This window comes from Janthinobacterium foliorum (assembly GCF_978021625.1).
Genome location: NZ_CDXDQE010000001.1, coordinates 866,006 through 887,495, shown reverse-complemented (window position 1 = coordinate 887,495; position 21,490 = coordinate 866,006). Strand labels below are relative to the sequence as shown.

The 21,490-nt window shown below is 58.5% G+C and carries 20 protein-coding genes; 13 read left to right on the top strand and 7 right to left on the bottom strand.

Annotated features, from left to right (window positions below; genetic code table 11):
- The first annotated feature begins 268 nt into the window (after window positions 1-268).
- Window positions 269-604 carry an FKBP-type peptidyl-prolyl cis-trans isomerase gene (locus ACZ92H_RS03980; RefSeq protein ID WP_131372072.1) on the top strand — a complete coding sequence of 112 codons (336 nt, stop codon included), beginning with the start codon at window positions 269-271 and terminating at the stop codon, window positions 602-604.
- Window positions 605-619: 15 nt separating this feature from the next.
- On the opposite strand, the gene ACZ92H_RS03975 is transcribed toward ACZ92H_RS03980, so the two are convergent.
- From ACZ92H_RS03975 to ACZ92H_RS03965, 3 genes are read right to left on the bottom strand one after another with little or no spacing between them, the layout of a single operon-like run.
- Window positions 620-799: a DUF559 domain-containing protein gene (locus ACZ92H_RS03975; protein WP_465047957.1), complete on the bottom strand. Its 180-nt coding sequence runs from the start codon at window positions 797-799 to the stop codon at window positions 620-622.
- A 24-nt stretch (window positions 800-823) separates the two neighbouring features.
- Complete coding sequence (locus ACZ92H_RS03970; RefSeq protein ID WP_465047958.1) at window positions 824-1,174, bottom strand: hypothetical protein; 351 nt, start codon at window positions 1,172-1,174, stop codon at window positions 824-826.
- A 12-nt stretch (window positions 1,175-1,186) separates the two neighbouring features.
- Window positions 1,187-1,900: a YjjG family noncanonical pyrimidine nucleotidase gene (locus ACZ92H_RS03965; protein WP_465047959.1), complete on the bottom strand. Its 714-nt coding sequence runs from the start codon at window positions 1,898-1,900 to the stop codon at window positions 1,187-1,189.
- A 127-nt stretch (window positions 1,901-2,027) separates the two neighbouring features.
- Between ACZ92H_RS03965 and ACZ92H_RS03960 the strand changes: the two genes are divergently transcribed.
- Window positions 2,028-2,753, top strand: coding sequence for a pyridoxine 5'-phosphate synthase (locus ACZ92H_RS03960; protein ID WP_465047960.1), 726 nt, complete (start codon window positions 2,028-2,030; stop codon window positions 2,751-2,753).
- A 97-nt stretch (window positions 2,754-2,850) separates the two neighbouring features.
- On the opposite strand, the gene ACZ92H_RS03955 is transcribed toward ACZ92H_RS03960, so the two are convergent.
- From ACZ92H_RS03955 to ACZ92H_RS03945, 3 genes are all read right to left on the bottom strand, one after another.
- On the bottom strand, window positions 2,851-3,342 hold the full coding sequence (locus ACZ92H_RS03955; RefSeq protein WP_465047961.1) for a DUF4265 domain-containing protein: 492 nt from the start codon (window positions 3,340-3,342) through the stop codon (window positions 2,851-2,853).
- Window positions 3,343-3,704: 362 nt separating this feature from the next.
- A complete protein-coding gene (locus tag ACZ92H_RS03950) occupies window positions 3,705-4,181 on the bottom strand; it encodes a lipocalin-like domain-containing protein (RefSeq protein ID WP_131372060.1) in 477 nt (158 codons plus the stop codon).
- Window positions 4,182-4,324: 143 nt separating this feature from the next.
- Window positions 4,325-5,053: a Crp/Fnr family transcriptional regulator gene (locus tag ACZ92H_RS03945; RefSeq protein WP_131372395.1), complete on the bottom strand. Its 729-nt coding sequence runs from the start codon at window positions 5,051-5,053 to the stop codon at window positions 4,325-4,327.
- A gap of 592 nt (window positions 5,054-5,645) precedes the next feature.
- On the opposite strand from ACZ92H_RS03945, the gene ACZ92H_RS03940 reads away from it, so the two are divergent.
- Complete coding sequence (locus ACZ92H_RS03940) at window positions 5,646-7,331, top strand: methyl-accepting chemotaxis protein (RefSeq protein ID WP_465047962.1); 1,686 nt, start codon at window positions 5,646-5,648, stop codon at window positions 7,329-7,331.
- On the opposite strand, the gene ACZ92H_RS03935 is transcribed toward ACZ92H_RS03940, so the two are convergent.
- Window positions 7,328-7,597, bottom strand: a complete 270-nt coding sequence (locus tag ACZ92H_RS03935; protein WP_465047963.1) for an oxidoreductase-like domain-containing protein — start codon at window positions 7,595-7,597, stop codon at window positions 7,328-7,330. The genes ACZ92H_RS03940 and ACZ92H_RS03935 overlap by 4 nt on opposite strands.
- A 318-nt stretch (window positions 7,598-7,915) precedes the next feature.
- Between ACZ92H_RS03935 and ACZ92H_RS03930 the strand changes: the two genes are divergently transcribed.
- The 10 genes from ACZ92H_RS03930 to ACZ92H_RS03885 all read left to right on the top strand — a co-directional run bounded on the left by ACZ92H_RS03930 (window position 7,916) and on the right by ACZ92H_RS03885 (window position 21,482).
- The gene (locus ACZ92H_RS03930) at window positions 7,916-9,448 is read left to right on the top strand and encodes a DEAD/DEAH box helicase (protein WP_465047964.1); all 1,533 of its coding nucleotides are present in this window, start codon (window positions 7,916-7,918) and stop codon (window positions 9,446-9,448) included.
- Between the two features lie 523 nt (window positions 9,449-9,971).
- On the top strand, window positions 9,972-11,009 hold the full coding sequence (locus ACZ92H_RS03925) for a glycosyltransferase family 2 protein (protein ID WP_465047966.1): 1,038 nt from the start codon (window positions 9,972-9,974) through the stop codon (window positions 11,007-11,009).
- A 5-nt stretch (window positions 11,010-11,014) separates the two neighbouring features.
- Window positions 11,015-12,085, top strand: coding sequence for a dTDP-glucose 4,6-dehydratase (rfbB, locus tag ACZ92H_RS03920; RefSeq protein ID WP_465047967.1), 1,071 nt, complete (start codon window positions 11,015-11,017; stop codon window positions 12,083-12,085).
- Complete coding sequence (rfbD, locus tag ACZ92H_RS03915; protein WP_465047968.1) at window positions 12,082-12,978, top strand: dTDP-4-dehydrorhamnose reductase; 897 nt, start codon at window positions 12,082-12,084, stop codon at window positions 12,976-12,978. The genes rfbB and rfbD overlap by 4 nt, the downstream gene beginning before the upstream one ends.
- A gap of 2 nt (window positions 12,979-12,980) precedes the next feature.
- A complete protein-coding gene (rfbA, locus tag ACZ92H_RS03910; RefSeq protein ID WP_465047969.1) occupies window positions 12,981-13,868 on the top strand; it encodes a glucose-1-phosphate thymidylyltransferase RfbA in 888 nt (295 codons plus the stop codon).
- A gap of 76 nt (window positions 13,869-13,944) precedes the next feature.
- Window positions 13,945-14,763 carry an ABC transporter permease gene (locus ACZ92H_RS03905; protein WP_465047970.1) on the top strand — a complete coding sequence of 273 codons (819 nt, stop codon included), beginning with the start codon at window positions 13,945-13,947 and terminating at the stop codon, window positions 14,761-14,763.
- Window positions 14,753-16,084, top strand: coding sequence for an ABC transporter ATP-binding protein (locus ACZ92H_RS03900; protein ID WP_465047971.1), 1,332 nt, complete (start codon window positions 14,753-14,755; stop codon window positions 16,082-16,084). Before ACZ92H_RS03905 ends, ACZ92H_RS03900 begins: the two co-directional genes overlap by 11 nt.
- Window positions 16,085-19,207, top strand: a complete 3,123-nt coding sequence (locus ACZ92H_RS03895; RefSeq protein ID WP_465047972.1) for a glycosyltransferase — start codon at window positions 16,085-16,087, stop codon at window positions 19,205-19,207.
- A 62-nt stretch (window positions 19,208-19,269) separates the two neighbouring features.
- A complete protein-coding gene (gene wecB, locus ACZ92H_RS03890) occupies window positions 19,270-20,373 on the top strand; it encodes a non-hydrolyzing UDP-N-acetylglucosamine 2-epimerase (protein WP_465047973.1) in 1,104 nt (367 codons plus the stop codon).
- Entirely contained in the window at window positions 20,370-21,482 is a 1,113-nt protein-coding gene (locus ACZ92H_RS03885) for a glycosyltransferase family protein (RefSeq protein WP_465047974.1), read from the top strand. Before wecB ends, ACZ92H_RS03885 begins: the two co-directional genes overlap by 4 nt.
- The last annotated feature ends 8 nt before the right edge of the window (window positions 21,483-21,490 follow it).

The following is a 21,490-nucleotide window of genomic DNA, read 5'->3' as shown; positions in this document are numbered from 1 at the left end:
CGTAGGGCGTCAACTAACTGTCAACGGCATAGCTGTTCAATGCATAGATAATGCTGGGTTGGTTTGTGTAAGCCATTGATTTTATGGATAAAGCAGGTCTATTGCAGCCTAGTCTTAGGGACTCATAATCCGTTGGTGCCGTGTTCGACTCACGGGAGGCCCACCAGAATTTTGCAGGTATAGAACAAGCCCCGGCGGGCCACTGCCGGGGCTTTTTTCATGCTGTCGTACAATCGCGGCATCGTGATTTGATGGAGGGTAATGCGAGATGACGGCGGAAGTGAAGATTGAAGATAGCGTGGTGGGCGATGGCAAGGCGGCGGCGCGCGGCGCGTTGATCACTGCCCATTACCGGGGCTGGCTGGAGGATGGCACGGAATTCGACTCGTCGCACAAGCGGGGCGAGCCTTTTCGCTGTGTGTTGAGCAATAACAAGGTCATCCAGGGCTGGATTCTGGGCTTGCAAGGCATGCAGGTGGGGGGCACGCGCAAGCTGTGGGTGCCGGCGGCGCTGGCGTATGGCGAGCGGCAGGTGGGTTTGATTCCGCCGCATGCCGACTTGACCTTTGAGATTACATTGCTGGAGGTGCTGACGCGCGATTGAGGTGGTGACGTGCAATCAGCGGGGCAGGGCGCCGGTTTTTTGCGTCAGCAATTGCTCGATATCGCTGCGCAGTGCGAGCCGCGCGGGAAAGGTGGCATAGCGCAAGATCACGTAGCCGCCCAGCTTGAGCATGGCATCGCGCGCCCTGTCCTGGCGTTCGCGGCCGGCGTGGCTAAGGTCGTCGAGTTCGATCACGGCGATGACGCGCAGTTGCTGGCTCTACAGGACAAAATCGGCCACCTTGCGGTCGGAACGATTGCGCGTCGCCCAACCTTTTCCTGTCACCCGGGCGGAAAACGCCACTTGCGCCAGCACCGTGCATTCTGGCAACGCCGCTTGCGGCAGGTGGAACAGCTGCTGTGCGCGCGACGTCATGGCGGGCTTTCTGTGCAGCCGCAGCGATGTGCGGGACTTGGCCGTCCGGCGCGTGGCCAGCATGGCAAATAACAGCAGCAATGGCCCGATCAGTATCAGTAAAGTTCGGCATGGGCTCGCTTCAAGGTGCGCCGTCTTGATGGTACGCGGGAAGCTGGCCGCAGTTGCACGTCTTCCCGCGAGTTTCCATGGCACGCTTGTCGTGGATCAAGCCTGTTTCAGGTTGACTTGCATCGCGCTCAGCGCAGGCACGATATCGTGCAGGCTGGCCACCTCATAAGTGGGAACGGCTGCCGACGTGTTCGCCAAGCGGTCCGGATTGAACCAGCAGCTGTCGATGCCGTAGCGGTTGGCACCGAGGATGTCGGCGTCCAGCCTGTCGCCGACGATGATGGTGCTGTCCTTGCCGCATGCGCGGGCCATGTTGGCGGCGTATTCGAAGAACCGCACGTCCGGCTTGGCGTGGCCGCAGGCTTCCGAGGTGGCGACGAAGGAAATGTAGTCGCTCAGGCCGGATGCGGCGATGCGGCGGTTCTGGATGGCTTCGACGCCGTTGGTGATGATGCCCACTTCGCCGATGGCCGACAGGGCCGCGCACACGTGCTCGGCGCCATCGATGAGCACGACCGTGTCGGGCAGAGATTCCAGATATAAACGGCTGGCCAGTTCCGGGTCCAGGTCGATGGCGTTTTCCTGGAAGGACTTGCGGAAGCGCTCCACCTTGAGGAAGTCCTTGCTCACCGTGCCCAGCTCGAAACGCTTCCACAGGTCGACATTGATTTCCTGGTAGCGCGTGAACAGGGCATCGATGCCGTCGCGCAGGCCCAGGGTGTGCATGGTGTGCAGGAACGAGCGCTTTTCGGATGCTCGGAAATCGAGCAGGGTATCGTCCAGGTCAAACAGAAACAGGTTGTACTTCATGGCGTGTTGTGAAAGCAGTGAATCCATCGTGCATGGTAGCACGTACTGATGAGTTCGATTGGCGTCCCCATGCGATCAGCTACAATCCCTTTCACACTGATCAATGCCTTATTCACTTCACTCATTCATGACCCAACTCTCCGTCAACGTCAATAAAATCGCCCTGCTGCGCAATTCGCGCGGTCGCAACTTTCCCGATCTGCAAGCCTTTTCTGCGCGCTTTCTCGACCTGGGCGCCGCTGGCATTACCTTGCACCCGCGCCCGGACCAGCGTCATGCGCGCTACGACGACGTGGCTGCGTTGCAGCGCCTGTGCGTGGAGCGGGGGCGCGAGCTGAATGTGGAGGGCTATCCGACGGCGGAATTTTTGCAGGTCGTCAAGAGCGCACGACCTGCGCAATGTACCCTGGTGCCTGACTTGCCGGGGCAACTGACGTCCGACCACGGCTGGGACATTGAACGGCATGCAGCACTGCTGCGCCCCGTCATTGCAGAATTGAAAGATCTCGGCATTCGCGCCAGCCTGTTTGTCGATGCCGATTATCCGGCGCTGGAATGGGCCCGCGAAGTGGGAGCGGAGCGGATCGAGCTCTACACGGAGCGGTTTGCCGAAAGCCAGGGCAGTGCACGGGAGGACGCCGTGTTTGCCCTATATGCACAGGCGGCAGGCCGGGCGCAGGCCCTGGGGCTGGGCGTGAATGCGGGGCACGACCTCGATTTGCACAATCTGCCGCGTTTCCTGCAGATCCCCGGCATTCTGGAAGTGTCGATCGGGCATGCGCTGGTGGTCGAATGCCTCGAGCTGGGCATGGAAAAGGTACTGGGTAGTTATCTGGCAATATGCCAGAGCTAAGCTGGCACAGTGATGACGCTTGCCGGCCGCGCCGGACTGGCCGGCGGCGTTCGACGCCATTTGGCTGGCGAAGACGACACGCGGCGTCACCCGGCACTTACATCCCTTCCCACCATTTGAGCAAGGTTTCGTCATCGTCATCGTCGAGGTTGGCGTAGATGTTGGCGAAGTACCATTCCACACCTGTTGCTGCACGGAAGGCGTCGAAGGGGCCGTTGACGTTGTAGAAGCCGTGGTGTGCCGGTACGCTGAAGGCCAGGTTGCCCTTGTACTGGCCGTCGAGCGTGCCGCCCAGCTGTTCCTGCACTTCGCGTTCGAGCTGGTCGATCGCAGATTGTTCCAGTTCATCGGCATAGATCTGGATGCAGAAGTTGCCACCGCGCTTCAAGACTTCGGCGGGGGCCAGTGGATCGGCAATGCTGACGACGTCGCCACGCGCCAGGTTCAGCGTCAGGCCGGGCGAGGCCAGCAGTTCGTAGACGTGCTCGTCGATCTGGCGCGCGGGCAGCGTTTCATACACGGGGCCTGCTTTATTTTCGCCTGCCAGCACGCGGATATGGGGCAGTCCTTCGCAATTGATGTCGTCCATCGAATCTTTCAGTCCAAAATATATTGATGGCAATATTGTACCGGGTCACGGTCGTTGCGCTAATGCAAAAGGAAGCACCGCGGAGAAGGTAGTGCGCGAGGGCGGCGGCTGATGCGGCATCGTGCGCTTCGAGGCGGCAGGCGAGGGTGTCAGTGCGCATGGCTGCGCCGGCCGTTTTTGCCAATGCCCTATGGATGCGCCACTGGCGCTCCGGGTGGGGGGCGCGTCCATCGATGATGCGCCGATGATCTCCTTGCTGGCGGGCGTTTTTGACGCACCGGAACGGACGGCGTTCGCGCCGGCCCATCATGTGTTCGCGGACGGCTTGCCCGGCTGTGCAGGAAAAAACGGCCGGCAGCCGGTTAAAGGAGTGCAAGGAGCGCGGCCGGCGGCGCGGCGCGTTTCCAGCGCAGGTGGGCGATCACTTCGCGCCCGCGTGCCAGCATCGGCTTGTAGGTACTCAAGTGCAAGGTGTCGCCGTCCAGCCTGGCGACCCGCTGCTGTACCTGGCCTATCCAGTTGGGGAAGAGCGACAGTTCCACGGCGTGGCTGAGCAAGCCTTGCTGCTCATCGACGTGATAGGGGCCGGAATAGCTGAGGTAAGCGCTTGCTGCGTCGCGGAATTCGTCCGCGCTGGCCTGGTAGATGTCGCCGCCCGGGAAGGCCTTGCGTCCCTGGCGCATCAGTTGCGCGGCCATGTAGCCGTCGGGTGTATACAGAATGGTGCCTTGGGCATCCTCGCCCAGGGGATAGGAGGCCTGCGATTCGCCGACTGCCGTTTCCGTGTAGGACTGCAAGTGCCAGGTGCCGATCAATTGCTCACGTAATGTGCCGCTCATTGCATACTCCTTGATGTGGGTCAAAGTGGGTATGTTGCGATGCACATTGAAGCATAGCGAATATTTCCGTGACGCACGTTTTGTCCTGCTGACATGCAAAAAGCACGCCGCAGCGTGCTTTTCAGGAATCCTGCAGTGACGGCTTAATTGTGGGCGCTGATGCCGCTGATGCCGCTGCGGAATTGTTCGAAGCCGGCACGCGCGGCCTTGTAGCAATTACCGGCGGCCACTTCCAGGCCTTCACGGTCCAGTACTTCGACGGTGCCGCGGCGATACTGGATCAGGCCTTCGTCCTGCAGCTTGCGCGCCGTGACGGTAACGCTTTCGCGCCGCACGCCCAGCATGTTGGCCATGGTGTCCTGCGTGACTTTCAGTTCGTTCGACAGGGAGCGGTCGAGGCGGTCGAGCAGCCAGCGGCACAGCTTTTGTTCGATGCTGCAATGGCGGCCGCCCACCACATTCTGCGCCATTTGCGCAAACATGGCGCTGGTATAGCGCATCAGCAGTTGCGCCAGCGCGCCCCCTTCCTGGAACACTTCGCGCAGGAAGGCCGTTTTCAGGCGGTAGCCGTAGCCCGCGCTTTGCACGATGGCCGTGCAGGTGGCGCGTTCGGCTTCGTAGAGCACCACGCCGGCCACGCCTTCACGGCCGATGACGGCGATTTCGGTGGTGGCGCCGTCTTCCATGACATACAGCAGCGAAACGATGGCGTTGGTGGGGAAGTAGGTGTATTCAATCTTGCCGCCGCAATCGAACAAGTGTTTTCCGGCGGGCAAGGCAACCAGTTCGAGCTGGCAAAACAGGCGCTCCAGATCGGTGCGCGACAAGGCGCGCAGCAATTCGTTCTGTTGGGCGCCGGTGATGCTGATCATCGGCGAGGCCTTCGCTTTGGCTGGGGCCGCTTGCCAGTCGTGTTGGGCGTTGCTGGTCGTTACGGATGTCAGGTTGCTATAAGCTTTGTACATGATATGGCCTCGTCTTCTGATTTTGTTGGATGGCGCTGCGCTTCTGGCTTGCTAGCGTTGTGCTGATGTATCCACTATAAGACGATGCCGCGCTGCCAGGCATCAGATGAGCCGACGCGCTTATGTAGGCTAGGAACATTGCCTCGTGTCATCCGACTCCTACGCCAGGTTCTTATTTTTTCCATATGGAAATAACAGTGATTTGGCAAAAATGCGACACGTAGCCGGCATAAAGCGAACTTTAGCCGCATGCCTTGATCAAACCATTCTGCGTCCAACAGTCGCAGTGATAAAATGTTGCGTTGCGGAAATTTGACTTGCGTTTCAGTATGCACCGGCGGGGCGGCCCGGCTTGCTGCACGGATTCTTGTCCTGGCTCCGCTGCTCGCCGCAGCTGTCTCTCCTGTCATGCCTGTCGTTCTTCGCTCCTTTGGCCGCACGGGCATTCGCTTGCGTGCGCCCCTGTTTTTGCCCCACTGATTAATGAAGGAAGCAGCGCATGAAATGGTTTTTTGATCTGAAAATTGCCACCAAACTGATTTTGTCGTTTGGCGCCGTGCTGTTGTTGACGGCAGCACTGGGCGTGTCGGCCATCTTTTCCATGGCGCGCATCAACGACGCGTCGACCGACCTGTCCGCCAACTGGATGCCCAGCGTGCTGGCCGCCATGTCCATGCGCAGCGATGTCAGCGATTTCCGCCGCTGGGAATTGGCGCACATGCTGGCGGCGCAGGATGCCGACATGGCGCAGAACGAGACGCGCATGACGGAAACGCAGGCCAAGCTGAAGAAGGATGGCGACAACTACCGCACCCTGATCTCCGAGCCGGGGGAAAAGGAAATCTTCGAGCGTTTCCTGGCCCTCAATGAGGAGTTCATGCGCCTGCACGCGAGCATGCTGAGCCTGTCGCGGGAGATGAAAAAGGAAGAGGCGCGGGCGCTGGCCGTGGGCCAGTCGGCCAAGGTCATGGCCGACATGATGGTGGCCCTGGATAAATTGGTGGCTATTAATACCGATGGCGGCGTGCGCTCGAGCGCCAGCGCGGATGCCACCTACGCCACTTCGCGCGCCAGCCTGATCGGCTTGCTGGTGGGCATCGTTGTCGTCGGCATGCTGCTGGCCCTGTGGGTGGCGCGCAGCGTGGCGCGTCCCCTGGTCGAAGCCGTTGGCGTGGCGCGCCAGGTGGCGGCGGGCGACCTGACGGCGCACATCGTGGTGCAGTCGCAAGATGAGACGGGGCAATTGATGCAGGCCCTCAAAGACATGAATGCCAGCCTGCAAAACCTGGTGGGCCAGGTGCGCAGCGGCACCGATACCATGGCGACGGCGTCGAGCCAGATCGCGGCCGGCAACCAGGACCTGTCCTCGCGCACGGAAGAGCAGGCCAGTTCGCTGGAGGAAACGGCATCGTCGATGGAAGAGCTGACTTCGACCGTGAAGCAGAATGCGGACAATGCGCGCCAGGCCAATACCATGGCGCTGACTTCGTCGAGCATCGCCGTCGAAGGCGGCAAGGTGGTGAGCGAAGTGGTGGGCACGATGGCGTCGATCAATGCCTCGTCGCGCAAGATCGTCGACATCATCGCCGTCATCGATGGCATCGCTTTCCAGACGAATATCCTGGCGCTGAATGCGGCTGTCGAGGCGGCGCGCGCAGGCGAGCAGGGCCGTGGCTTTGCCGTGGTGGCAACCGAGGTGCGCAACCTGGCACAGCGCTCGGCAGCGGCGGCCAAGGATATCAAGGTGCTGATCGGCGATTCCGTAGAGAAAGTCGAGGCGGGCTCGAAACTGGTGGACCAGGCGGGCCGCACGATGGATGACATCGTTGCCAGCATCACGCGCGTGACGGACATCATGAGCGAGATCACGGCCGCCAGCAACGAGCAGAGCGCCGGCATCGAGCAAGTCAACCAGGCAATCGCGCAGATGGACCAGGTCACGCAGCAAAATGCGGCCCTGGTGGAAGAGGCAGCCGCAGCGGCGGAATCGTTGCAGGAGCAGGCGGCCAGCCTGAGCGAGGTGGTGAGCATCTTCAAGCTCGACGTTAACAGCGTGCGTGTGGCCGTGCCCGCATCGCGTCCGGTGCCGACAGGGGCAAGCGTGGCGGCGCCCGTGATGGTGCCGCGTAAGCTGGCCAGTAGCGCGCGCAGCACGGCGCCGGCCGATGAGTGGGAAAGCTTTTAAGGCTTTCTGGGTGTCTTGCGAGGTTTGAGGCGTTCGGCAGCGGCAGGTGTGCGCGCTTCCTCCTGGCGTTGCTGCCAGGCCCGCAAGGCATCCTCATAGGCTGCCAGGTCTTCCTGGTACATTTCCAGCACGCAAAACGTGCAGCCGCTGTGGCAGCATTCGTCATTGCCCGGCCTGACGGGTGGCTGCGGCGGTGGGTCGTGTGGCAGGGCAGAGGTGGACATGGCGGCGGAAGTGGGCGGGAAGAGCGTCGAAGCGGGCATCATACGGCATTCCGGCCGCCCCTTGCTGGAACGCTTTTTGCTCAAAAATCACGGTTTCCGTGTACAGTGGCGGTGAATTAGGGTATCGTTTACAGCACTGATATTGTATCTTCTGCGCGCGATGTTCCGCCGGCGCGATCTCCGCCGCCATCGCAGCACACCTCCCCAACGCTCCCGCACTCGCCGTACAGAATGTCCCGGAGCAGAGAGGTGCGGCAAGAACGATGATCCATGGCTTGCAAAACGGAGCTGCCAGTGCCCCGAAATGTTGTTTATTGAGAAAGCATGGCTTCCGCAGTGCGGAGGCACACCAGAAAATTTATGTCTGAAACTGAATCGACTCCTACGCCTAGCCCGGCGATTTCCCCTGAAGCGGCGCCTGCCGCTCCCCCTGTTGCTCCTGTTGCTCCCGCTGCTGCCAGCGTCAGTTTTGCCGATTTCGGCTTGGCTCCCGAAATTTTGCGTGCCTTGACCGAACAAGGGTACACCCACCCGACGCCGATCCAGGAACAGGCCATTCCCGTGGTGCTGCAAGGCCGCGACGTGATGGGTGCCGCGCAGACGGGTACCGGCAAGACGGCCGGGTTTTCCTTGCCGATCATTCAATTGCTGCTGGCGCATGCCAGCAGCAGCATGTCGCCCGCCCGCCATCCCGTGCGCGCGCTGATCCTCACGCCGACGCGCGAACTGGCGGTGCAGGTGGCCGAGAACGTCAAGGCTTACGCCAAGCACACGCCGCTGCGCTCGACCGTCGTCTTCGGCGGCATGGACATGAAGCCACAAACCGTCATCCTGCGTGGCGGCGTGGAAATCGTCATCGCCACGCCGGGCCGTTTGCTCGACCATATCGAGCAAAAGAACATCAGCCTGGGCCAGGTGCAGATGCTGGTCATGGATGAAGCCGACCGCATGCTGGACATGGGCTTCTTGCCAGACTTGCAGCGCATCATCAATTTGTTGCCGAAACAACGCCAGAACCTGATGTTCTCGGCCACATTCTCGCCGGAAATCAAGAAGCTGGCCGGCACCTTCCTCAACGATCCGCTGACGATCGAAGTGGCACGCAGCAACCAGACGGCCGACAAGGTCACGCAAGTGGTCTACAAGGTGCCGGAAGACCAGAAGCATGCCCTGGTGGCCCATCTGCTGCGCCAGCGCGACCTGAAACAGGTCATCGTATTCTCGAATACCAAGATTGGCGCATCGCGCCTGGCCCGCGTGCTGGAACAGGAAGGCATGAGCGCCACCGCGATCCACGGCGACAAGAGCCAGCAGGAGCGCATGGCGGCGCTGGAAGCATTCAAGAAGGGCGAGATCGACGTGCTGGTTGCCACCGACGTGGCGGCGCGCGGCCTGGATATTTCCGACTTGCCTTGCGTTATCAATTTTGATCTGCCATACAACGCGGAAGACTATGTGCACCGCATCGGCCGCACGGGCCGCGCCGGCGCTTCGGGCGACGCCATCTCGATCTATTCGGACAAGGACGAGCGCCTGCTGGCCGATATCGAAAAACTCATCAAGCAAAGCATCAAGCGCGGCGAACTGACAGGCTTTGCACCCGCCCCTGCGCGCGGCAGCGACAGCGAACGCCGTCCGCCACGCCGTGCGGAAGGTGGCGAGGCGCGTCCGGCGCGTCCGTCCGACAGCCGCTACGCGGGCGATGCCGCGGCGCGTTCCGCCGAGCGCGGTACCCGTCCCGCCTTCGGCCCCGGTGCCCGCCGTGAGAAAACCGATCCCTGGTTCCTCAAGCCGTATGAGCCTGCCAAAGCTGCTCCCGTGGTTGCCGTAAATCCGCCAGCGAGCAAACCCAAGCAGAAGCTGGCGGCGCTGTTGGGCGGCTTGTCGAAGTAGTTTGCCTAAAGCGTTCTGATTTTCCTTGTCATAAGGCATGGGGCAGCCTGTCCCCATGGTGCAGCTGCTTGACAAGGTTGTCGGATCTATGGCTTGTCCGCGTATGGTGGCGGCGCCTGGCCAGCCGTCGTGCTATTTCTTGGTGGTAAATAGTGCTCCGCCAGATTTTTCGAACAGGCTGAGTTTTCTCTTCCCGCAAATATAAGTTGGGCGGCATTTGCCCAATCTTCATGTCAACATTGATAAATAATAAATCCTTGAATTTATTATTTATCAATCATTCTATTTAATTGCTTTTTGTTAATCTCAAGTGGCTTGACTTTCATTTTCTGCATGGTGTGCGACTATGAGTAAAATGCTATTGATGTTAAAATAAAATGAAAATCTTGTTGTTACATAATGTTACCAGCTTATTAAAAAGCGCTGATCTCTGCGATACTTCAGGACTTAAAGTACTCCGCACGTCGAAAATGTCGGGAGTGATCAATGGTGGAGATGAGTACGAGTGAGTCAATTGAATAGAATGATGGCTAACGAGCCAGCAGCTTTTCTCAAGGAGCGGTTGCCCGGCGGTGTGTTGGCCTTGCGGAAGAGCGGCACGACGCAGTCAGCGGATATCGACGATGGCGAGTCGGCGCGCATGCAAAAAATTGCAATTTTGCTATGCACCTATCATGGGCAGCACTTTCTGGCCGATCAGCTTGATTCTTTTTCCGCGCAAACTTATCCCAACTGGGAGGTATGGGCTTCCGATGACGGTTCGCTCGATGATACCCATGCCATTCTCGAAGAATACCAGCAGAAATGGGGCCAGCAGCGCTTGTCGATGCACACGGGGCCGGCGCAGGGTTTCGCTGCGAATTTTCTTTCGCTCAGTTGCGATGCCGATATCGTTGCCGATTATTACGCATACTCTGACCAGGACGATATCTGGGAGTCGGACAAACTGCAGCGCGCCGTGGAATGGTTGCGCACCGTTCCGGCCGATACCCCCGCCTTGTATTGTTCCCGCGCTTTGCTGGTCGATATCGACAATCAGCCGATAGGCTTGTCGCCCTTGTTCACGCGGGCGCCAAATTTTGCCAATTCCCTGATACAAAGCATCGGCGGCGGTAACACCATGGTGTTCAATGATGCCGCCAGGGAGTTGTTGCGCAAGGCCGGCAAGGACGTCAGCATCGTATCGCACGATTGCTGGGCCTATATGGTTGTCAGTGGTTGTGGCGGCAAGGTTTTTTATGATGCGGCGCCTGGCGTCAGGTATCGCCAGCACGAAGGTAATCTGGTCGGCACCAACATCAGCTGGCAGGCGCGCTGGTCGCGCGGCACGCGTCTGTGGAATGGCTGGTTTCGCAGCTGGAATGACCGCAATATCGAGTCTCTTCAGCGCCTGTATGGCAATTTGACGCCGGAAAACAAACGTATCCTGGATGATTTTTCCAGGGCCAGGCAGACATGGTTGGTGCCGCGGCTTTGGCTGCTGGCACGCTGCGGCGTGCGCCGCCAAAGCACGGCAGGTAATCTGGCCCTTTTAGTTGCAGCAATTTTTAATAAAATATAATAAATATGAGTGTGATTGTTACCGGCGGTGCAGGCTTTATCGGCAGTAATTTCGTCCTCGACTGGCTGGCACAGTCAGATGAGTTGTTGATTAACCTGGATAAGCTGACTTATGCCGGAAACCGGGAAAATTTATCTGCTGTGCAGCATAATCCCCACCATCATTTTATTCAGGGGGATATTGGCAATGGCGTGCTGGTCGCGGAATTACTCGCCAAGTATCAGCCGCGGGCGGTAATTAATTTCGCTGCAGAAAGTCACGTGGACCGCTCCATCCATGCTCCCGGGGCGTTTGTCGAGACCAACGTGGTCGGTACTTTTACCTTGCTGGAAAGCGTGCGGGCCTACTGGAGCGGCCTGGATGGGCCGGACAAGGCGGCATTTCGCTTCCTGCACGTGTCGACCGATGAAGTCTATGGTTCGCTCGCAGCTGGGGAACCCGCATTCACGGAGTTGCATCGTTACGAGCCGAACAGTCCGTATTCGGCCAGCAAGGCGGCCAGCGACCATCTGGTGCGTGCCTACCATCACACATATGGCTTGCCCGTCCTGACGACAAACTGTTCGAACAATTACGGGCCCTATCATTTTCCCGAAAAGCTGATCCCGCTGATGATCGTCAACGCCCTGGCGGGCAAGCCCCTGCCCGTGTATGGCGATGGCCAGCAGATCCGCGACTGGCTGTACGTCAAGGATCATTGCAGCGCCATTCGCCGCGTGCTGGAGGCGGGACGGTTGGGCGAGGTCTACAACGTGGGCGGCTGGAATGAAAAGCCGAACCTCGAAATCGTGCGGACGATCTGCGGTCTTCTGGACGAGTTGCGTCCGCGTGCCGATGGTGCCAGCTACGCCGCCCAGATTGCCTACGTGACGGACCGCCCCGGCCATGACCGCCGCTATGCCATCGATGCCAGCAAGATCGCCAATGAACTGGGATGGAAGCCGGCGGAAACCTTTGACAGCGGCATCCGCAAAACCGTGCAATGGTATCTGGAGCATGCGGACTGGGTCGAGCACGTTCAGTCGGGAACATACCGGGACTGGTTAGCAACAAACTATGCAGGGAGAGCCGCATGAAAATTCTGTTACTTGGGAAGAACGGGCAAGTCGGCTGGGAACTGCAGCGCAGCCTGGCGCCATTGGGTGAAGTGGTGGCGCTGGCCAGCAACAGCGTGGATTTCTGCGGCGACTTGCGTGACCTGGACGGCATCGCCGCCACCGTGCGTAGCGTTGCTCCGGACGTTATCGTCAATGCGGCTGCGTATACGGCTGTCGACCGCGCCGAGAGCGAGGAGCCAGTGTGCCGTACCGTCAATGCGCTCGCGCCCGGCGTGCTGGCGCGCGAAGCGGCCCGCAGCGGCGCCCTGCTCGTGCACTATTCGACCGACTACGTGTTTGACGGCAGCGGCGAGCAGCCCTGGAGCGAGAGCGACCCCACCGGGCCGCTGAGCGCCTATGGCCGGACCAAGCTGGAAGGTGAACAGGCCATCGTCGCGGCTGGCTGCCGGCACCTGATCTTCCGCACCAGCTGGGTATATGCGGCACGCGGCAATAATTTTGCCAAAACCATGCTGCGCCTCGCCGCGGAGAGGGAGCGCCTGTCCGTGGTCAGCGACCAAATCGGCGCACCGACCGGTGCCGAGCTGCTGGCCGATGTGACGGCCCATGCCATCCGCGCCACGCGTGCTGCCCCTGAGCTGAGCGGCATCTATCATCTGGCTGCCGCCGGGCAGACGTCGTGGCATGGCTATGCCCGTTTCGTCATCGAGTCTGCCTGTCAGGCCGGGATGAACTTGAAGGTGGCCCCGGAAGCGATCGACGCGGTCGATAGCACGGCTTTTGCCGTGACCGCCCCGCGTCCCAAGAACTCGCGCATGGCCCTGCATAAGTTGCAGCGGGCATTTGGCTTGGAATTGCCAGACTGGCAGGTAGGCGTGGCGCGCATGCTGACCGAAGTTTTGGAAAAGTGATCATGCATAAAAGAAAAGGTATCATTCTCGCGGGCGGTTCCGGTACGCGCCTCTATCCTGTCACGATGGCCGTGTCCAAGCAGTTGCTGCCAGTGTATGACAAGCCGATGATTTACTATCCGCTCAGCACGTTGATGCTGGCGGGCATACGCGACATTCTGATCATTTCAACGCCACAAGATACCCCGCGCTTTGCGCAATTGCTTGGCGATGGCAGCGCCTGGGGCTTGAATTTCACCTATGCGGTGCAGGAAAGCCCTGATGGGCTGGCACAGGCCTTTATTATCGGCAAGGACTTTATCGGCGACGCCTCGTGTGCACTGGTTCTGGGCGATAATATTTTTTACGGACATGACCTGCAAAAGCAGCTGGAGCAAGCTGCCGCCCAGCCGAGCGGCGCGACGGTCTTTGCCTATCACGTGCATGATCCCGAGCGCTATGGTGTCGTTGATTTTGACGCCAGTGGCTGTGCCACGAGCCTGGAAGAAAAACCTCAGGTGCCGAAAAGCAACTATGCAGTGACCGGCCTGTATTTTTATGATAATCAGGTGGTAGACATCGCCGCCAGCCTGACGCCGTCGGCGCGGGGCGAACTGGAAATCACGGACGTGAATCGTATTTATCTGCAGCGCAAGCAACTGAATGTGGAAATGATGGGGCGGGGATATGCCTGGCTCGATACAGGTACGCATGAAAGTTTGATTGAAGCCGGTAATTTTATCGCGACCATCGAAAATCGCCAGGGCTTGAAGGTGGCTTGTCCTGAAGAAATTGCCTATCGCAAAGGTTTTATCAATGCCACGCAGTTGCAGGCGTTGGCGCAGCCATTGAGCAAAAATGGATATGGTCAATATTTGCTGCATCTGTTGAAAGACGGGAGCAAGGCGTGACGCGGTACCGTGCCGGTGTCGCCGGTTGCGCGGGGTCAGTGCGCCAGGCATTCTGGCTGCCAGGGAGTGCCCACTAATGCGGCATTTTTCCACCTCCCCCAAGGAAATGGCTGCCAGCCTGTGGCGTAACCGCAGCCTGATCTTTGTATTGATACAGCGCGAAGTCATCGGCCGCTATCGCGGTTCCGTGCTGGGGATCTTATGGTCGTTTTTTAATCCTGTCTTCATGCTGGTGATCTATACCTTCGTTTTCAGCGTCGTCTTCAAGGCGCGCTGGAATGCGGGCAGCGATTCCAAAACGGAGTTTGCCCTGGTCCTGTTTGCCGGTTTAATCATTTTTAATTTGTTTTCTGAATGCATTAACCGTGCCCCTGGCCTGGTAACGGCGAATGTAAACTATGTCAAGAAAGTCGTATTTCCTTTGGAGATATTGCCTTGGGTTAGCGCAGGCTCCGCCTTGTTTCACTTCATGATCAGCCTGGTCGTGTGGCTGATTGCGTATGCGGTGCTGTTTGGCGTGCCGCACGCTACCGTATTGCTGATGCCATTGATCATCTTGCCCGTGCTTTTGCTCATCATGGGACTGAGCTGGATACTGGCATCGCTGAGCGTATACCTGCGCGACGTGGCCCAGTTTATCGGCATGGTCACCACCGTCCTGATGTTCTTGACGCCTATTTTCTACCCGGTAAGCTCTTTGCCGGAAAGTTATCGCCATCTCCTGCTCTTCAACCCGCTCACGCCGGCGGTGGAAATGACGCGTGACGTCTTATTCTGGGGTAAGTTGCCCGACCTGGGCATGTTGGCGCTGTATGGTGCAGCGACACTGTTGTTGTCGTGGCTGGGATTTGCCTGGTTCCAGAAGACAAGAAAGGGTTTCGCCGATGTCCTCTGATATCTCGATTCAAGTAGAGGGCCTCAGCAAGTGCTACCACATCTATGACCGCCCCCGTGACCGCCTGTTGCAAATGCTGCGGCGCGGGAACAAGCAGTATTTCCGTGAATTCTGGGCATTGCACGACGTCTCGTTCTCCGTCCGTCGTGGCGAGACGGTGGGCATCATCGGCCGGAATGGCAGTGGTAAATCCACCCTGCTGCAAATGATATGCGGCACGGTGGCGCCGAGTACTGGAACGATCAGCACGCAAGGGCGCGTTGCCGCCTTGCTGGAACTGGGCGCAGGCTTTAATGTCGAGTTTACCGGGCGCGAGAACGTCATGCTCAATGCCGCCATCCTGGGCTTTTCCGCGCAGGACATGCAGGCGCGCATGGCGGAAGTGCTGGAGTTTTCGGAGTTGGGCGATTTTCTCGATCAGCCCGTCAAGACGTATTCCAGCGGCATGTATGCGCGCCTGGCCTTTTCGATTGCCATCCACGTCGATCCGGACATCCTGATCGTGGATGAAGCCTTGTCCGTGGGCGACGCCCGCTTTGTCGCGAAATGCATGCGCCGCATCAAGGAAATCAAGGAGCAGGGCACGACGATCCTCTTCGTGAGCCATGATGTCGGATCGATACGCACGCTGTGTGAACGTGTGGTGTGGCTGGACAAGGGACGCCTGGTCGAGCAGGGCGACGTATTCCCGGTCACGGGGCGCTATATGGAATACATGTTCCAGGATGAACAGACGGAAGAGGAACTGCTGCATGCGGAGATAGAGTCAGAGCAATTGTCCAGCCCTGCGACCAATGCGGAACGGCAAGGCGAGCATCCCCTGGCCCTGGCGACTGGCGCCCGCGATACGCCAGAAATCCTGCTCGATTCGCGCCCAGTCACGCATTGGGGATCGCATAAGGGCAGCATCGTTTCGGCAGCAGTGCTCGATTCCGACGGTGTGCGCAAGAACGTGCACTACTGGAATAGTGCCATCGAAGTCCGCATCGAATTGCGCATCCCTGCGGATATTCCACGCGAGCATCTCAGCGTTGCTTTTTCCATCAAGGATTTGCAAGGGAGTGATTTAATTGTGTCTACAACGCATGATTTTGAAGGGAAAGTTCTTCCCGATGCGGAACAATTTAGCGTATCGTTCCAACTTAATAATTACTTGCTGACAGGTAAATATCTCTTGGTGGCAGCGCTGGAAAATCGCCAGCACAGCGATATCCACTATTATGAATATGTGGAAGGCGCCCATTATTTTTCATCCCTGTCCGATGCTCGCCTTTTTGGCCAGTTTCAGCCCCCCATTCAGCACTCTATTTTGCTCAAGTAAATGACCGACGCTACGAAAATTAATACCGATAATTATTGGGACGGTCGTTTTTCGACCGATTGGGAAGCATTCGACGGCCCGCGCCAGTCCCGTTTCTTTGCGCGCCTCGCCATTGAAAACCTGCCGCGCTGGCTGTTTGATCAAATCCGGCAGCAAGGCTTGAGCCTGGTCGATTGGGGCTGCGCGCAGGGCGATGGTACGGACTGCCTGGCCAGCCACATCGATGCACGGCAATTAACGGGAGTTGATTTCTCTGCAGTGGCGATCGAGCAGGCCAGTGTACGTTACCCCAAGCTGCAATTCTTGAACGAAAACTGGCTGGAAGGCGAGCAGGCGTCGCCGCGGCAATTTGACATCGTTTTTTCATCGAATACCCTGGAGCATTTTCACGCGCCGTACGAGATTTTGCAGACCTTGGCGCAACGGGCAGGAAAGGCTGTCGTGCTGGCTCTGCCTTATCGTGAAATGCAACGTATTGACGAGCACTTTTACTCTTTCTTGCCGGAAAACATACCACTGGTACTGCCTAACGGTTTCACTCTGGCCTGGTCACGCGTTGTCGACTGCCGCACGCTTCCTGGCGCGCTATGGGGAGGCGAACAAGTCGTTCTTGTCTATGCGGCACCGGCCTGGCTGAATCAGCTCAAGTTACGGTTGCTGGACTGTCTTGTCGAGCAAGATGATCATCGGGCACAGATGCACCGCTTGGCCGAAGGGAGCGCGGAGCTTGTAAATGTCCGGCAACGGATGGTGGAATCTGCTTTTGAGAATGACATGCTCAAGGAAAGCCTGGCGACAACGCAGGACACAGTGGACAAGCTGCAGCACGACGTTTCGATACTCGAGACAGAGAATATGCAATTGAAGCAAGATGTATCGTTAGCAAATACTGCGCTTGAGACCCTGAGTCAGTCTGCAGTGGTCCAGCAGGCGACCCAACAGGCGGCCCAACAGGCAGCGCAGAAAGTACTCGACAGCATGCGCAGCACGCGCTCGTGGCGCCTGACGGCACCTTTACGCTTCAGTGCGCGCATGTGGCGCTACGGTTTGCTTAGTGAAGACCGTCAAAAATTGCTGCGTGGCTTGCGCAAGGTCTATCACCGTTTGCCGTTGCCGGACGCGGCCAAGCGCAGCATGGTCAGCGCATACCGGAAAACCGTCGGGAAATCGTATGTCGCCGTTCGCAAGCAGGTACTGGCGACGGTACCATTCGAACAACCTGGCGTGCGTCCCGCTGCGCAAGCCGGTGATGCACCCGACTATATCGTCTGGGGTGTCATCGACTGGCACTTCCGCCATCAGCGTCCGCAGCAACTGGCACAGGCCCTGGCCCTTTCCGGACGCCGCGTTTTTTATGTCTCGGTAAATTTGGTTGACGATGCCCGGCCTGGTTTCCAGCAGGAACAGCTCGATAGCGAAGGGCGCCTGTTCCAGATTCGCCTGCATGCCGAAGGCGCGCCGGTGATTTATACCTCGGCGCCTGCACACGATACTGTCTTGCAGTTGCGCAACGGTCTCGGGGCGGTGCTCGAATGGGCCAATTCGCGCAGCATGGTCTCTCTGGTGGAGCACCCGTTCTGGTACGACATCGCCGCCGTATTGCCCAACAGCCGCGTGGTGTATGACTGCATGGATCACCACGAAGGATTTGGCAACACGGCTGATGCCGTGTTGCAGCTGGAGCGGGCCCTGATGCGCAATGCGGACTTGACCATTACCACTTCGGCGTGGCTGGACCAGATCGTCTCCACGCACACCCCGCACCGCGCCCTGGTGCGCAATGCGGGCGAGTTTTCGCACTTTGCGCGCAAGCCGGATACGCTGTACGTGGAGCCGCAGGGCCGGCGCATCATCGGCTATTACGGCGCTATTGCCGAATGGTTCGACCTGGATCTGGTCGAAGCAATTGCCGCGCGCTTTACCGACTGCTGCATCCTGCTGATCGGCGACGATACCGTCCAGGCGAAGGCGCGCTTTGCGCACTTGCCGAACGTGGTCATGACGGGCGAGGTTGCTTATGCCCAGTTGCCGAAGTATTTGCATGCCTTCGATGTCTGCCTGCTGCCGTTCAAGGTGATTCCGCTGACGCTGGCCACCAATCCGGTCAAGGTATATGAATACCTGAGCGCCGGGAAGCCGGTGGTTTCCGTGGACTTGCCGGAAATGCAGCAATTCGATGATCTGGTACGCGTGGCGCAGGATACCGAAGGATTCCTGTCCGCCATCGACGCGGTCCTCCAGGAACGCGACGATGCGCAAGCCATTGCGCAGCGCCAGGATTTTGCGCGGGAACAGACCTGGACGCACCGCGCCCAGGCGCTGATCAGCCATGCGGAATCCGGCATCCGCGATCCTCTCGTCAGCGTGGTGGTGGTTACCTATAACAATATTGCGTTTACACGTGCCTGCCTGGCCAGCCTGGAAGACCATACCCAGTATGCGGCAATAGAAATTATTGTCGTGGACAATGCCTCTTCTGATGGCTCTCCCGACTTCTTGACGGAGTGGGCTGCCGGTGCGGCGAATCGCAAGCTGATCTTGAACAGTGATAATCGTGGCTTTGCTGCGGCCAATAATCAGGGGCTGGCGATTGCCGGTGGCGAGTACCTGGTGTTGTTGAATAATGATACCTACGTCACGCCAGGCTGGGTGCGTACCCTGTTCAAGCACTTGCAGCGCGATCCGTCCATCGGATTGATCGGACCCGTCACGAACAATATTGGCAACCAGGCCAAGATCCACATTGAATATGACGGCATGGAACAGATGCTGGTGGAGGCCGGGCGTTATACCCGTGCGCATATCGGCCAGACCTTCCCTTTGCAGACGGCCGCGTTTTTCTGCGTAATGTTCTCGCGCAGCGTGTATGAACGGGTAGGGGATCTGGACGAAGCGTTTGGCCGCGGTTTCTTCGAGGATGACGATTACTGCCGCCGCGTCGAGCAGCTTGGCTTGCGCGTGGTATGTGCCGAAGATGTCTTTATCCACCATCACTTGTCCGCCTCATTCAACAAGGTGAAAAGCGCCGACCGCCAGAAACTGTTCGAAGACAATAAGGCGACTTATGAAGCCAAGTGGGGACCCTGGGTTCCGCATAAATACGACCGGGATGATCGCGGGTAAGCGTTTGCCACAAGCTAAACAGCAATTCGCACGGCAATGAACGTGCATTAGATAGGAACTATATGTCGAAAATAAAAATTATTTGTGCCGTAGGCACGCGTCCGGAAGCGATCAAGATGGCTCCGGTGATCTTGGCGCTGAAGCAGCAGCCATGGGCGGATGTCCGGGTGCTGGCCACGGCGCAGCACAGGGGGCTGCTTGACCAGGTGCTGGCTTTTTTCGGCATCGAACCCGATATCGATCTCAATATCATGCGCCCCAACCAGGCTTTGACCACGCTGACGGCGAGGTTGTTGCTGGAACTGGACGAAGTGTTGTTGGCGGAGAAGCCAGATGTATTGTTGGCGCAAGGCGATACGACGACGGTCATGACGGCAGCGTTGGCGTGCTTCTACCATCGTATTCCTTTCGGCCATATTGAGGCGGGTTTGCGAACCTGGGACATGCAAAACCCCTTTCCTGAAGAAGCTAACCGCGTCATTGCCGGTCGCCTTGCGCGCTGGCATTTTGCGCCCACGGAAGGTTCGCGACAGAATCTGTTGCGTGAGGGAGCGCCAGAGAGCGATATTATCGTGACTGGCAATACCGTGATCGATGCCTTGCTCATGACGGCAGACAAGGAGCTGGAGCTGGGCATAGATATCGATCCGCTCAAGCGCCTGGTGCTGGTCACTTCGCATCGTCGCGAGAATTTCGGCGCACCGTTCCACAATATTTGCCGGGCGATCCGCACATTGGCTGAGCGTAACCCGGATGTGCAATTCCTTTATCCCGTGCATCCCAACCCGAACGTCAAGGATGTCGCGTACGAGGTGCTTGGCGCCAGCAGCAATATTCACCTGTGCGAGCCACTCGATTACGCTCCTTTTGTCGCCGCCATGAAACGTTCTTACCTGATTATCAGCGACTCTGGCGGAGTGCAGGAGGAAGCCCCTGCGCTTGGTAAGCCAGTATTGGTATTGCGTGATGAGACCGAGCGTCCCGAAGCAGTGGAGCAGGGTGTCGTCAAGCTGGTGGGGCCAAATTACGAACGTATCGTTGAGGAGACACAACGTTTGCTGGACGACGAATCGGCCTACCAGGAGATGGCGCGCGGCATTTCGCCTTACGGCGACGGGCAGAGTGCTGAACGTATTGTCGAGGTGCTCCGCGAGCATTTTGCATGACATGTCTGATTTATGTCTCGCCGTTAGCATGGAATAGCTTTGCTCAGCGTCCGCATAAATTCGTCGAATGGTTTCATGCGAAGCACGGAGGGGCCGTATTGTGGATTGATCCCTATCCAACCCGCCTGCCTGCATTGGAAGACGTGCGGCGACTACGTTCCCGGACGCGGCCGGCGCACGCGCACCCGCGGCCTTTGCCGCCATGGCTGACCGTGCTGCCAGCATCGGCGCTGCCCATCGAACCGCTGCCGGGATCGAGCATCATTAATGGTTTTTTGTGGCGCCGGATTCATCGGGCGGTCGAGCGTTTCAGTGCGGCCGGGCAATGCCTGCTTGCCTTTGGCAAGCCGAGCAAGCTTGCCTTGCAGTTGATGCATCGGCATCCGCAGTTGACGACGCTGTTTGATATCATGGATGACTTCCCCGAGTTTTATCGCGGAATTTCCCGGTTTGCCATGGAGCGCAGTGAGCGTGCCGTGGCAGCTCAGGCAGGGCAGGTATTGGTCTCGTCAACGCTGCTGGCCAAGCGGTTTGCCGCGTGCGGTTCGCGCCTGAGCATGGCATTGAACGCTTGTGCTATCGAAACATTGCCATCAGTAAAGAATTTACCAGTGCGGCCTGCATCGCCGATGCTGGGATATGTTGGCACAATTGCGCAATGGTTTGACTGGGACTTAGTGCTTGCGCTGGCTGCCGCGCATCCTTCCGTTCCTGTGCGCCTGATCGGCCCGGTATTTGGTGCCATTCCGGAGAACCTGCCGAGTAATATTGAATTGTTGCCGGCATGTCAGCACCAGCAAGCCATTAATCACATGCAGGAATTTTCCGTCGGGCTGATTCCCTTCAAGCGCACGGCATTGACAGCATCTGTTGATCCTATCAAGTACTACGAATACCGGGCGCTTGGCTTGCCTGTGTTATCGACACGATTTGGCGAAATGGCAATGCGAGAAGGTCAGCCTGGTGTCTTTTTAGCGCGAGAAGATAGCGATCTGCAACATCTGGTACAGCAGGCACTCGGCTATCGGGACACGCCTGGCGCGGTACAGGATTTCAGGGGCCAGCATTCCTGGGAGGCGCGCTTTGATGCCGCAGGAATCTCCATCTAGATAAGGCG